The 13,255-nt window shown below is 44.6% G+C and carries 9 protein-coding genes; 4 read left to right on the top strand and 5 right to left on the bottom strand.

Translation table 11 applies throughout. The features are described 5' to 3' along the window. Positions 1–46: 46 nt before the first annotated feature. Both ACOOFG_RS04710 and ACOOFG_RS04705 read right to left on the bottom strand, forming a co-directional pair. Positions 47–448 (bottom strand): hypothetical protein, encoded by a 402-nt coding sequence (locus ACOOFG_RS04710; protein ID WP_420422485.1) that lies wholly within the window; start codon positions 446–448, stop codon positions 47–49. After that, positions 445–3,915 carry a filamentous hemagglutinin N-terminal domain-containing protein gene (locus ACOOFG_RS04705; RefSeq protein WP_420422484.1) on the bottom strand — a complete coding sequence of 1,157 codons (3,471 nt, stop codon included), beginning with the start codon at positions 3,913–3,915 and terminating at the stop codon, positions 445–447. The genes ACOOFG_RS04710 and ACOOFG_RS04705 overlap by 4 nt, the downstream gene beginning before the upstream one ends. A 115-nt stretch (positions 3,916–4,030) precedes the next feature. On the opposite strand from ACOOFG_RS04705, the gene ACOOFG_RS04700 reads away from it, so the two are divergent. The 4 genes from ACOOFG_RS04700 (at position 4,031) to ACOOFG_RS04685 (ending at position 7,738) form a co-directional block, all read left to right on the top strand. Then, positions 4,031–4,876 (top strand): DNA-formamidopyrimidine glycosylase family protein, encoded by an 846-nt coding sequence (locus tag ACOOFG_RS04700; RefSeq protein WP_420422483.1) that lies wholly within the window; start codon positions 4,031–4,033, stop codon positions 4,874–4,876. Further along, entirely contained in the window at positions 4,873–5,394 is a 522-nt protein-coding gene (locus ACOOFG_RS04695; RefSeq protein WP_420422482.1) for a lipocalin family protein, read from the top strand. Before ACOOFG_RS04700 ends, ACOOFG_RS04695 begins: the two co-directional genes overlap by 4 nt. A 28-nt stretch (positions 5,395–5,422) precedes the next feature. Beyond that, positions 5,423–6,886 carry an adenylate/guanylate cyclase domain-containing protein gene (locus ACOOFG_RS04690; protein ID WP_420422481.1) on the top strand — a complete coding sequence of 488 codons (1,464 nt, stop codon included), beginning with the start codon at positions 5,423–5,425 and terminating at the stop codon, positions 6,884–6,886. Positions 6,887–7,003: 117 nt separating this feature from the next. Further along, positions 7,004–7,738 (top strand): HAD-IIB family hydrolase, encoded by a 735-nt coding sequence (locus ACOOFG_RS04685; RefSeq protein ID WP_420422480.1) that lies wholly within the window; start codon positions 7,004–7,006, stop codon positions 7,736–7,738. A gap of 69 nt (positions 7,739–7,807) precedes the next feature. Here the strand turns inward: ACOOFG_RS04685 and ACOOFG_RS04680 are convergent, their stop codons facing one another. From ACOOFG_RS04680 to rpoC, 3 genes are read right to left on the bottom strand one after another with little or no spacing between them, the layout of a single operon-like run. Further along, complete coding sequence (locus ACOOFG_RS04680) at positions 7,808–8,377, bottom strand: GNAT family N-acetyltransferase (protein WP_420422479.1); 570 nt, start codon at positions 8,375–8,377, stop codon at positions 7,808–7,810. A 12-nt stretch (positions 8,378–8,389) separates the two neighbouring features. Further along, positions 8,390–9,022, bottom strand: a complete 633-nt coding sequence (locus ACOOFG_RS04675) for a class I SAM-dependent methyltransferase (RefSeq protein WP_420422478.1) — start codon at positions 9,020–9,022, stop codon at positions 8,390–8,392. A 43-nt stretch (positions 9,023–9,065) separates the two neighbouring features. After that, positions 9,066–13,232, bottom strand: a complete 4,167-nt coding sequence (gene rpoC / locus ACOOFG_RS04670; protein ID WP_420422477.1) for a DNA-directed RNA polymerase subunit beta' — start codon at positions 13,230–13,232, stop codon at positions 9,066–9,068. Positions 13,233–13,255 lie beyond the last annotated feature (23 nt).

Genomic DNA, 13,255 nt, shown 5'->3' with positions numbered 1-13,255 from the left:
AAAATATCTTGTTACGATATTTTTGCCAAAAATTCAAGTCAAAAATCTACCAAGTTAGGTAAGTGCGAGGATTGTTATTCGCTCGTGTGTCATCTTGTCGACGAATGTAATAGTACTCAGTCGGTAAAACTCCAAAACTACTGACAGCTGCTTTCCAATCAAGATGAGAAGAATGTTTTCCGTTTTTGTAGAAAATGCGGAACTGCTCTGGCCATCCTAAGTAGTAGTTAAAAGAGGATTCCTCATATAAAAACTCCGTGACAATGATCATTGCTTCTTCTGTGATCTCTTCAAGACATGGCTTATAAAATATCTTAAAGGGAACTCCTTGATCTCCATCAGGATAATAGGTACACCATTTCTCTTGATCTGTATCGACAAATAAATCTCCTGGCACAAAACTGAACGTAGAGCCAGCACTGAGAAATTCTGCTGCAGGATCGATCACGTTTTGTGCTTGCCTCGCTGTATAAACGTGTAACCTGTATTGGAAGAGATTTGACTTGTATCATCCATAAAAAAGCCTCCAGGACCAATCTGAGGAGGGCTAGGGGCTTGATTATCACAAACAAGATCCACGTTGACTTCAGCAGAGACTCTTGCATTATCCTGCAGTGTCATATCGTTGTTTGTAATGACAAGAATGTTTCCTGCTGGAGCATTGATGGCTGGAGCAAGTCCCGGGTCACCTGAGATGACAGTATCTCGAAAAGCAATGATCGTGATATCTCTTCCAGGGTTTGTAAATTGAGGTGACACAGAGTTGTCAAAAACGATGCTTGGACCGGTTGTTCCGATATTCAAAATATCAGCTGGTCCTCCTCCTCCTGTCTGAAACTGATCTGTAGTCAGCATCAATATATCACTCCCTTCCTGGGCTTGGTAAGTCATTGTATTGCCCACTGAGACGAGCGTCGGGTTGATTAAGTTAGCGCCACCTATAGCCATTGCTTCAGTACCTGGCATGCTTTGAGTATCATACTCATTCGTGTCAAATGCGATACCGCCTACTCCATTAGACGCAATGGCAGGAGAATTAAATCCTAGAGGGGTTCCTGCAAAGACATTGGACCCACCAACTAATGCTGTTTGAGGTCCCCATAACTCCCCTGCTGCAAAACTCGTATCAGCTTCATAGCTAAAGCCTCCTGAAGCACGGTACTCAGTGGCAGTGATACCTAAACGTCCTAACATACCACCTGCAACACGAACATCACCCGTGGCTCGGGCATTGATAGTTCCTAAATTAATACTTCCGTTGGCGGCGAGTGTACTTGGAAAATGAAGGTGAGCTCCACTAGCAGTTCCATTGACACAATAAATGTTTCCTCCAGCCCAAAAGTGTGAACTGCTATCTGGGGTATCAACATAATCAAAAACGCTTGAAACAACCGCTCCTGTGATGAGTGGTCCCCCAAACATCATCAAGTCCCCTCCAACGTGAATAAACATTTCAGCAGGCACTGAGCCTTGATTGTCATTTGTTAAACTTCCCGAAGCAGATCCAAAGCGGCCATCCATGAGAAGGTTATTTCCCACATTGACATAAAGGGAATTACGGAACCCAGTAGAAACCGTTGGAAAAAATGGAATCCTAAACCCTCCAATAAATGCCCCTGATCGTCCTGCAAATCCAGGTCCATGGCCTATAATGAAGTTACGTCCAACATTGAGACGAATATTCGTCTCCATTGAACTCCCAAGGCTGCTGTTACCACGGACCCCAATCCCAGAAAAAGTATCTCCTCCATAAATCCGACAGTCCCTTCCGACGTTTACAGTGATGTCTCCTTGATGTACAACCGGGCCTGCTGTGATCTGCTCTGGTCTGCCAATCCCTGCGCCTGGACCATCAATGCCATCTCCAGATCGAACGAGTAAATCATTTCCCACCGTGACAACGATGTCATTATTCGTGACATTTCGCGCCACATTTCCCACTCGAGTAATCATCGCTAAGGATTGATTGTCTGTTCCCCCTCGAAGAGTCATATCGGTTCCTGCTCGCACTGTAATTGGTCCACTGGAAGATGTCGTTCCCACGGTATCCCAAAATCCAATAACTGCTGGTGCATTTGAAACATTTCCCCCAAAAAGAGAGACGGATCCTCGAGTTGCCTCAACTATAACAGTTCCAATGTTGTTTCCAACAACTGCTCGAGCACCATTTGCTTGATCGCCAACCTGGATATCACCTAAAGCAGAGATAACAGTGACATCTGCCCCAGTTGTGGTGTCGAGATTTAAGACACTGCTTCCTAAGGTAATGTTGCCATTTGCAGTCACACTAATGTCAGCACCAGCACCACGCGTCTGAATCGTTATACCAGATATCGCTTGATTAATCGCACCTGCAGGTGCGCTAAGTGTGACACCAGATCCCGCTGTCGTTCCATTCGTTTCCATATCTGCGTTGATATTGATATTTCCATTCATCGCCGAAATGAAAATTCCGCCACCCGTCGCTGCTGCAGAACTTGATGTGACTGCCGCATTGACATTGACGTTTAAATATCCATTGAGTGTGAGAGAACTATCGGCACTCCAAGTGACAGTGTCCTCGACTGTAATGTTCCCCACTCCAGGAGGAAGAGTGGCAGGGTCATTCGACACAGTCACACTTGTTCCACCACCAAGTGTCGTTTGCAATTGACCTCGATCGAGAACCGCTGATGCTGTTCCAGCTCCTGTATATGTTGGCGCAGGAGGTGTATAAGCAGGGGTAGATGTGCCCCCATTGTCTCTAATTGTAATATCATTCGGATCAAGCAAGAGTTGCTTTGCCCCAATCACCGGTCCTTGATAGACAAGGTTTCCAGGGCTTGAAACTTCAACAAAACCCCCACTTCCTTGCTCAGTACCCGCTTCAATCTTTCCATAAAAGCTCGTTTCATGGTCGCCCCAAATTAAAACATTTCCCCCAACTCCAGCTTCAATGGCATTCGCTTGGATAAGTCCCTCACTTCCAATCCAAGCTTGAATGGTATGTGTGTCAAACCGTTCTTGCCCAGGCTTTCCACAGCCAATCACAATCTCTCCCCCTCCAAGAAGTTGAGATGTTTCAATTGAGTAATCCTCATCCAAACGGATCAGGTCTCCCATGATCAACACAGAGCCACCTTCCTGATTAGAAAAGCCACTCTTCACAACTCCCGTTACGTATGCTTTTGTCGGCCCACTTCCGATGTACACGTCATGGCCTTCTTTACTGATCTCAAGTGCCTCATTTGTTTCTCGATCAAGATGAAATGCCTGTGAATACGGATCTTGTGAGGCGTTAAAATCCCCCTCTGCTTTAATAAAAATGGGTTGATCTTTTTTGGGTTGATAGACCACTCCATGATGAGGGATAATCGCTGCGATTCCCCCACATGCTTCCAACGTCCCATGATTTTCAATCTCTCGCCCAATTAAAATCGCATCTCCATTTGAAGTTCGAATCGTTCCTAAATTAACGATTTTCCCATCAAAGTCTCCAAAAAAACGAAAGTTTTCACCATTGAGGAAATCGCTATTCAAAACATCAAATGTGGAACCAATAAAGCTTAGAGTGTCAATCGATCCTTCTTTCCCCACCAAAAGACCATTGGGATTTAACAGATAAACAGACCCATTTGAAATTAGCTTCCCATCGATCTTTGAAATATGCTGACCCACAACTCGATTGAGCGCAGCCGAGCTTGCACTTGGGAGTTGAAAGTTTACCTGTTCATCTTTAGCGATAGAAAAGTCTTTCCAATGAAGAACCGTCTTATCTGACTTTGCAACAATTTCAGTGTTTTGCCCTCCTTTTGAAATTGTCGCCTGGCCAACGATGACTTCTCCCCCATGAGGCTTAGCAAAAACAAGACTTTCATAAGTCAAAAATGAAGCCGATAAAATTGCAACTTGTAAAAATCTACTACCTAAAAACATCCTGGAAACACCGTAAAAACTTTTTAAATTTCTTCTATCAGAAAAAAAAAATTTTCTCAACCCGTTAGCTCCAAGATATTGATTCAATCTCTATGAACGAGTATATTCTCTCATCATGCCAGAGTATTACGAAGTCAAACGCATTTGCTCTTACCTGCGCGAAGCGGGAATTGAAGGAAGCACGATTCAAGATTTAGAGCTTCTTCCTGGTTCGGAAATCCTGCTCAAGCAGCTCCCCTTACCTCAATGGAAAAAACGATTAAAAAATGAAAGAATTCTCTCGATTCAAACCAAAGCCAAATACACTTTCATTCAGCTAAGTCGTGGCGCAATGGTTTGGCACTACCGGTTTACAGGGATTCCTCATATGGAGGGGCAAAACTATGGAAATAAACTCTACACAATCTATAACTTGCCCGTTGACGGTAGTATGCAGTATTGCCGGTTCAAACTTCACTTAGATGGAGACAAAATACTTTCCTATCTCGACACACGCTGTCTCTCCGATATCAAGTACTATCCCAATACGCGCATCGATGAATTAGAGACTTATCAAAAACTAGCTCCCGATATCGGTCATTTTCAAGTGCAACCTTTTTCGATATGGAAAAAACAACAAAATAAACGCAAACGCGACCTGAAACTCGAGCTTCAAGATCAATTCACAGCTCCGTCAGGAATCGGGAATTACCTTGCTTGCGAAATTTTAGCTTATGCTCAATTAAATCCCTGGCTTTCTGTTGCTCAAATGACAGAAACCCAATACAACCGGCTTTGTCAAGCAATTGCTACTGTGAAACAACTTTGTGAAAAGAAAGCAACCTATCGCTGGTTCCGCGTATTCAACCAGCAAAAGTGCGCCTTTTGCAAGCAACCAGTTCTCAGGCAAAAACATCGCTTAAACCGTTCTAGTCAAACCACTCACTATTGTCCCAACTGCCAACAGGAGGCCCCTAGATGAAAAAAATCTTTGCCCTGCTCCTCTTTTATTTTGTAGGATGCACCTGTCTACATGCAGAGGTCCATACGATGGAATTTGTCGATTTAAACCGCTACCTGGGCAAATGGTATGAAATTGCCCTTTTACCCAACTGGTTTGAGAAAAAATGCATTGAAGGTGCCATTGCAGAGTACTCTCTCCTTGATAAAGGCCTGATCAAAGTTGTCAACACTTGCAAAACTCGCAAAGGTGAGTCTAAAGCAACTGGGGTCGCATGGGTCGTCGATCATGAGACAAATGCCAAATTGAAAGTGAGCTTCGCCCCTCTAGCACGCTACTTTCGGTGGTTTAGTGGCAACTATTGGATCCTGTATGTCGATCCCGACTATCAATTTGCAGTTGTTGGTGATCCTTCTCAGAAATATCTCTGGCTTTTAGCAAGGGAGCCCTCGGTCTCTGAAGAAGTGTACCAAAAGTTCTTAGCAGTCGCCTCTGAAAATGGATTCGATACGAGTAAAATTGTCCGAGTTCGCCCTTAACGATTTTTTGCTGAAGAAAAAAACCTAAATGAGTAGGTTGAAGATAAAGACGGATAACTTCACAGGCTCAATGAACCTCCACTTAAAAAAAGACCGCTTTCTCATCTACTTTTTTGTATTTCTAGGAATACTCATTCTTTCCTTATTTTCTAGCTTAATCGTCCTTCAACATCTCTCTAAGCTACAAATCCAAAGCGCTAATAACCGTTATCAGTCCTACCTTCTTGCAGATGAACTTCGTGAGAGTTCGGATAATTTGACTAAAATGGTTCGGCTCTATGTCATGACAGGAGATCCAAAGTACCGCTATTATTTCGATATGATTCTCGCTATTCGAGATGGGGAAGAACCAATCCCAGAAAATTATTTTGGAAAGATCTATTGGGATTTAATTATTCCTGATGAGCATCAAGTAATCAGTTCCGGCTCTGAAACAAAATCTCTCAAGCATCTCATGATTGAACAAGGGTTCACTCTCGAAGAGTTCTCCCTTTTACGGCAAGCTGAAGACGAAAGCAATGCCCTAGCCAAGCTAGAAATCGAAGCGATGAATGCCATAGAAGGAAAATTTGATGACGGAACGGGAAATTATTCTGTACATGGCACTCCCAATTCAGAACTGGCAAAAAAAATCGTCTTTGGACAGGCTTACCTCGAGCAAAAGAGAAAAATTATGAAGCCTTTACAAGAGTTCTTCAACAAAGTTGATCTGCGAACAGATCAAAGAAACAAAACTCTCAACTACGAAGTCTTTCTTGTCATCACTATCGCGATTATTCTCTCGATCTTTTCCACCATTGTTATGGTCATTTCGATCTACCGAGCTCTTAGCTCACTTGCTAAAACCACAAGTGACAACGAACTGCTGCTTCTCAATGTTCTTCCCTCCCCGATCGCTGACCGCCTCAAGCAGGGAGAAGAGCCGATTGCCGATGAAATCCCCCAAGCTAGTGTCTTATTTGCCGACATTGTTGGGTTCACGAATACAACGCTTAAATATGGCGCTTCAAGAATGGTCATGCTGCTCAACCAACTCTTCGATGAGTTCGACCTTCTCTCCGATAAATACGGAGTCGAAAAGGTCAAAACCATTGGGGACAATTACATGGCTGTTTCAGGAGTGCCCGATCAAGTCCCTGACCATGCCATCCGTCTGGCTCATTTTGCCCTTGCTATCTTAGAAAAAGTCAAAGAGTTCAATCAAATCCACAAGCTCAACTTCGAGCTCCGTATTGGCATGACCTATGGCTCCGTCATTGCAGGTGTCATCGGCCATAAAAAGTTCATCTACGACATTTGGGGGGATGTCGTGAACATTGCCAGCCGTATGGAATCCACTGGTGAGACAGGTAAGATCCAAATCACCGACAAAATGGCCATGATGCTCTCTGAGAAGTTCGAAGTTCAAGAGCGGAAAGAAGTCGATGTGAAAGGGATTGGTAAAATTAAAACCTTCTTTCTCCTTGGCAAAAAAAGCCTCCCCTCACCCTAATCCTAGAATCAAATTGACCCAAAGTTCCCTTGGGTATAAAATTTTTTCACAGCTTTGCAGCTATTATGGCAAGAAGTCCAAAAAACCACTTGTATTCAAAAAAAACGTGAGGGAATGATGCAAAACAAAAAGCTATGTATTGCAACAGATTTAGATGGAACCTTTCTGGAAGGAACGACCGCAGAAAAGGAACAATTTTACCAATTTCTCTCTCAGGAAAAAGAGCGAATCGCTGTCATTTTTGTAACAGGTCGCACTCTAGGACTTGTCAAAAATTTGTACCAAGGGGGACTTAACTTCATTCCTGATTATATTATTGCTGATCACGGCTCAGTGATCGTAAGAGGAGAAAACTTCGAATATGTAGATGAGATTCAGTCGGAAATCATGGAGAAATGGGAGAACGCAAGACATGATGAACTTCGGTCTTTATTAGACATTCAGACAGTCCAAAAACAACCGTTTAATCCCCCCTTCTGTCACGCTTATTACTATCAAAAAGACACCTTTGATATGTCCATTGTCCCTGAGATACAGTCATTAGGATTTGAGTGCATTTTATCTCATGATGTCTACCTAGACATTTTGCCATCAAATGTCGGTAAAGGGTCGACACTGAAAAAGTTAATTAGAAGTGAAGGGTGCGATGAAAAAAAAGTGATTACTTGTGGCGATTCTCTGAATGATTTACCACTGTTTCAATCCGGATACAAAAGTATTGCCGTAGCAAATCTTGAGCCGGCGTTATTAGCTCCTATTGAAAACATGGATAACGTGTATCTCAGTCAACACCCAGGGATAAGTGGAATTATTGATGGCTTGATGCACTACAAAATCCAAGATCTTTTTTGAAAGTATCACCAAATGATTTCTTCTCTATTGGGAATAAAGTCCTCATCGCCTAGCGTGAAGGACCTTTTTTTATTTCGTAATTTCATAGCCAACGTAGCGCGCAGGATCATACCCTTCATGCATGTAGTTACAGCGTTTGAATCCGAGAGACTCAAAAAAGGCCATGCTGGTAGTGTTGAAGACGCGAGTGATTGCAACGATGCGCTTGGCTTCTGGCAAGTTATCATGGGCAACTTGCGCCATCTCTGTTCCAACAGAGTGGCGGAAGTAATCGGGGTGGATTGCCATTTGACGTCCATAGACTTCTTCTGGGTAATGAGCCAAATCAATGATGAGAAGTCCAATAACTTTGCCCTCATCTTTTGCAATCAGCCAATGAACGGGCTCTCCTTCAAAGAAGAGTGCCATTTCGTCATCAATCGCTTCCTTGAGAAAGGCTTCTTTATTTTCCACGTCTAATTGCTTTAGAGAAACAGGATCGTAAGCAGCTAAAAAGCTCTGAAGAAAGAGCTCGCGTGCGGCTTCAAAATCGGCGAGTTGATCCCACTCATAAGAGATCTTTCCTTCATGATGGTCTTGGAGATTGACTCCCCAACCCACTTGAAAGACGAGTAGCAGTAGCAGTGCAATTTTTTTCATAGTCAGTCCCTGTTAACGATTGGCAAAACACTGAAAGACTCGAGCTGGATTGTTGTTCATCGTTTTGAAATCTAGCTGCTCGAACCACTGAACATCAAAAGCCTCAAGCAACTTGAGGATTGTTGCCGTTTGAAAGTGACGTACAGTCAGTCCTTCAGTTGTGGTGTAAACACCCCACTCTCCGTGATCCGTAAGTCCTTGCTCATATTTCTTGAGGCTGGAGGAATGATTGGAGAGAAGAAAATCAAAGAGGTAGAGGGTTCCTCCCTCTTTGAGTACTCTGTGAAACTCTTGGAATAGGCTTGAGAGCTCATCCTTGCCCGGCAGGCAGCATAAAATGGTTGAAGCAATGAGGAAGTCGGCTTTTTGGTCAGGAAGCGGAATATGGCCGCTTTTTGGAATATGTCGCAGATCGAGATTGGGGGAAAATTTTTTGCCACGCTCAATCATTTTTGAGGAGTAGTCGAAACCAAGAAGGTTCGTAAAGCCTGCGTCTTCCATTTGCTTCAAGATGCGACCGTAACCGCAGCCGTATTCAACGACCAGCGCATCTTTGGGCAAAAGTACTTTGAGCTTTTCGAGGGGAAAGGGATCTTCAAACTCTTTTTGAAAGCCGATTGTTTCCCAATAAGTTTGTCCGTCCATGTGTTGCTCCCAAAAAAAAAGCGGGCTAAAAGCCCGCTTTTGCTTAATAACTCGAGAAAGCGAAGTCGAGAATATCGCCTTCTTCTGGCTCGACGAGTTTTTTGACCCGTTTTTGGTAGTCGTGGAAACCAGTTCCTCCAGGAATCATGTGCCCCATAATGAGGTTTGCCTTGAAGTCGAGGAGGTAATCGTTCTTTCCTTCGCATGCTGCATCTGTGAGGACACGCGTAGTCTCCTGGAAAGAGGCGGCAGAAACAAACGATTCGGTTCCAAGTGAAGCCTTGGTAATTCCGAGAAGGACGGGAGCTGCTTGAGCAGGCTTTCCGCCTTCGTCAATCACTTTTGAGTTTTGCTCGTGGAACATCTTCTTGTCGACGTTTTCGCCGTACAAGAATGTTGTATCACCTGGATCGGTCACGCGCACTTTTTGGAGCATTTGACGGACGATAATCTCAATATGCTTATCGTTGATGTCAACCCCTTGGAGGCGGTAAACCTCTTGGACTTGGTTCACGAGATACTTTTGAAGTTCGCGCACACCGCAAATCTCCAAGATCTCTTGTGGAACGACGAGTCCATCAGTGAGCTGCTGTCCCTTGACAACACTGTCACCACGTTGAATCACTAAGTGCTTAGTCAATGGGATGAGGTGCTCTTCTTCCATGCCAGTGTCTTCATCACGGACAACAACGATCCGCTTGCTCTTCTGAACGCCTTTGAAGTCGACAATCCCGTCGATCTTGGCAATTTCAGCAGCTTCACGCGGACGGCGTGCTTCAAAGAGCTCAGCAACACGTGGAAGACCACCGGTAATATCCTTGGTTTTGATCGCACCGCGAGGGAGACGAGCTAGGATTTCCCCGGCTTCGACGCTTTGCCCATCATCAACTGAGATAAGCGCTCCAGATGGAATCGCATAGGTACCGATGAGGTTTTCGTAGTTTTCATCGCCGTAGATAACGATTTGTGGGTGTAACTCTCCACGATGTTGACGAACGACAAGTTCAGTTTGTCCTGTCTGTTTGTTGACATCGCGCACAGTTGAGATCCCTTCAACGAGGTCTTCATACTTCACGAAACCAGGCTTTTCACAAATAATTGGGATGTTGTGCTGTTCCCAGTAACCAATGCGATCACCTTTCTTGACTTTTGAGCCGTCGTCAAGAACGAGCTGCGTTCCCAATTCGGCGCTGTAAGTTTGAAGGGGCTCGATCGATTTTGTGCTGAGAAGTTTTTTGTATTCATCAAGAGTTCTTCCTTCGTCACGTACCACGTGGACAAAACCGTTTTTGTTAAGAACGAGGTGCACACCCTCTTTGTTCTTAACAGTACGCAAGTCTTGATAGACGAGGATTCCGTCTTTTTCAGCCACGAGATCTGGTGTTGCATGCGCTGCTGCAATCCCCCCTAAGTGGAAGGTACGCATCGTGAGCTGTGTTCCAGGTTCCCCGATCGACTGAGCGGCGATAATTCCGACAGCTTCACCGTGAGCAACAGAACGTCCGTTAGCAAGGTTGAGTCCATAACAACGAGCGCAGACTCCACGACGTGTTTCACAAGTCAGTGTCGAGCGGATCTTCACGGTTTCGATTCCGGCATCGTCGATTTCAGCTGCTTGCTTAACATTGAGAACATCGCCAGCACGGGCAAGGAGTTTGGTTTGGTCACCAGGCATGTAAACATCGTCACAAACCGCGCGTCCAAAAATACGATCTTTAATTGGAAGAAGTTCTTCTTGACCTTGCTTGATCGCTGCAACTTCGATTCCATTCAAGGTTCCGCAATCATCTTCGGTCACAAGAACATCTTGAGCAACGTCAACGAGACGTCGTGTGAGGTAACCCGAGTCAGCTGTTTTTAGGGCTGTATCGGCAAGACCTTTTCGCGCTCCGTGTGACGAGATAAAGAATTCGAGTACGCTCAGTCCTTCTCGGAAGTTTGAGGTAATCGGAGATTCAATAATCTCACCAGAAGGTTTCGCCATAAGTCCGCGAAGAGCTCCGAGCTGCTTAACCTGAGATTTGTTACCCCGCGCTCCAGAATCCATCATGAGGTAAAGCGGGTTCAGGACAGTTCCTTCAGGTTCACTGATCACTTTGAAGAGATGATCAGCGAGAACTTCTGTGATATCGGTCCAAATGCTAATGATCTTCGAGTGTCTCTCACCTTCGGTGATAATCCCGTCTTCGTATTGCTTAATGACAACCGCGACTTTTTTCTGAGTTTCTTCCAAGATCTTCTGTTTGTCATCTGGAATACAAACGTCTTTAATTCCCATTGAAAGGGCTGCTTTTGTCGCTTGAGAAAACCCGAGGTTTTTCAAGTTATCTAAGAAGCGGACACTTGCTTCAAGCCCTACTTTCTTGTAAGTCGACAAGACAAGCTCACTCATCTTCTTCTTACGAAGAGCGTAGTTTTGGAAACCTAGTTCTTTTGGAACGATTGTGTTGAAAATGACGCGACCTGGAGTCGTTTCAATGATTCCTGAGTCGAGTCGAAGTTTAATCTTTTCATGGATGTGCAATCCACACCCTAAATCATCGCGACGTCCTTCTGTTGGCATGTCTTTTTCATGCCAGTTGAAGCTTCCTCCTGCATCTAAAGCAAGGAGAACTTCTTCAGAAGAGCCAAAGACACGCATCTCTTTGCCATGATCTTCTGCGATGTAAATCGGATCGTGCATCAAGTAGTACAGACCGAGAATCATATCCTGAGAAGGAACGGCAGCAGGTTTACCCGATGATGGCAAGAAGATGTTATCAGGTGCCATCATGAGTAGCTTTGCTTCAAGCTGCGATTCGACAGAAAGAGGAACGTGTACCGCCATTTGGTCCCCGTCGAAGTCGGCGTTAAAGGCCGTACAAACGAGTGGGTGAATGCGGATCGCTTTACCTTCGATGAGGACAGGTTCAAACGCTTGAATCCCCAATCTATGAAGGGTTGGTGCACGGTTTAGGAGGACCGGGTGCCCTTTAATGATTTCTTCCAAAACATCCCAAACTTCTGGGTCACCGCGTTGAATCATCTTTTTCGCTGAGCGAATCGTATAAACGAGACCGCGAGCTTTGAGGCGTTTCACAATGAAAGGTTCAAAGAGCTCAAGCGCCATTTTCTTTGGAAGACCACACTGATTGAAGTTGAGCTCAGGACCGACGATAATGACCGAACGTCCAGAGTAATCAACACGCTTACCGAGAAGGTTTTGACGGAAACGTCCTTGTTTACCCTTGAGCATTTCTGAAAGGGCTTTAAGAGGTCTGTTTCCAGCTCCCATCACAGGGTGTCCATGACGGCCGTTATCAAATAGGGCGTCAACAGCTTCTTGAAGCATCCGTTTTTCGTTGCGGATGATAACATCGGGGGTTTTGAGTTTTAGGATCGACTTCAAACGGTTGTTTCGGTTGATCACGCGTCGGTATAAGTCGTTAAGGTCAGATGTCGCAAACCGTCCTCCATCAAGAGGTACAAGTGGCCTCAAGTCAGGGGGGATGACAGGAATGCAAGAAATGACCATCCAGTCAGGCTTATTTGGAGAAGAAGTGAAGCTCTCAATGATCTTTAATCGCTTTGCGATTTTCATTCGAGCTTGCATTGAACGTGTTTTGCGAAGCTTTTCTTTTAGTTCCGCAATCATTGCCAGAAGATCTTCTTTTTCGAGCAGCTCACGAATAGCATCTCCACCCATATTTGCCTTAAACGAGTCTGGGCCCCATTTTTCTTGGGCTTCGCGGTATTCAGCATCATTAAGAAGCTGCTTCCGCTCAAGAGTGGTTGCTCCTGGATCAGTGACAACATACTCTTCATAATAAATGACCCGCTCTAAGTCAGAAACAGACATTCCTAGAATGTTTCCAATTCGGGAGGGTTGGGTTTTGAAGAACCAGATGTGAACAACAGGAACAGCAAGTTCGATGTGTGCCATTCTCTCACGGCGGACTTTTGACAAAGTCACTTCAACACCGCAGCGATCACAGATGATTCCTTTGTGTTTGATCTTTTTGTACTTTCCACAAGCACATTCCCAGTCACGTGTAGGACCAAAGATCTTTTCACAAAAGAGACCACCCTTCTCAGGTTTGAACGTCCGGTAGTTGATCGTCTCGGGCTTTTTAATTTCACCGCGCGACCACTCATTACGCATCACGTCATCTGAAGCGATCTTAATGCTTAATTTATCAAATTCCGATTCTTGAAAATCTTCTTCTTGCATGAACTTCTCCAAGGAGTTCCTAA

Origin of the sequence: Simkania sp. (assembly GCF_965215465.1) — a bacterium.
GTDB lineage: Bacteria > Chlamydiota > Chlamydiia > Chlamydiales > Simkaniaceae > Simkania.
The sequence above is the reverse complement of the archived record's forward strand: the minus strand, read 5'-3'. Positions and strand labels throughout refer to the sequence as shown.

Bases quoted from the DNA above. Each gene is read 5' to 3' on its own strand.
- ACOOFG_RS04700 (WP_420422483.1), top strand. From the start codon at position 4,031: ATGCCAGAGTATTACGAAGTCAAACGCATTTGCTCTTACCTGCGCGAA.
- ACOOFG_RS04695 (WP_420422482.1), top strand. From the start codon at position 4,873: ATGAAAAAAATCTTTGCCCTGCTCCTCTTTTATTTTGTAGGATGCACC.
- rpoC (WP_420422477.1), bottom strand. From the start codon at position 13,232: ATGCAAGAAGAAGATTTTCAAGAATCGGAATTTGATAAATTAAGCATT.
- ACOOFG_RS04685 (WP_420422480.1), top strand. From the start codon at position 7,004: ATGCAAAACAAAAAGCTATGTATTGCAACAGATTTAGATGGAACCTTT.
- ACOOFG_RS04705 (WP_420422484.1), bottom strand. From the start codon at position 3,915: ATGTTTTTAGGTAGTAGATTTTTACAAGTTGCAATTTTATCGGCTTCA.
- ACOOFG_RS04680 (WP_420422479.1), bottom strand. From the start codon at position 8,377: ATGAAAAAAATTGCACTGCTACTGCTACTCGTCTTTCAAGTGGGTTGG.
- ACOOFG_RS04690 (WP_420422481.1), top strand. From the start codon at position 5,423: ATGAGTAGGTTGAAGATAAAGACGGATAACTTCACAGGCTCAATGAAC.
- ACOOFG_RS04675 (WP_420422478.1), bottom strand. From the start codon at position 9,022: ATGGACGGACAAACTTATTGGGAAACAATCGGCTTTCAAAAAGAGTTT.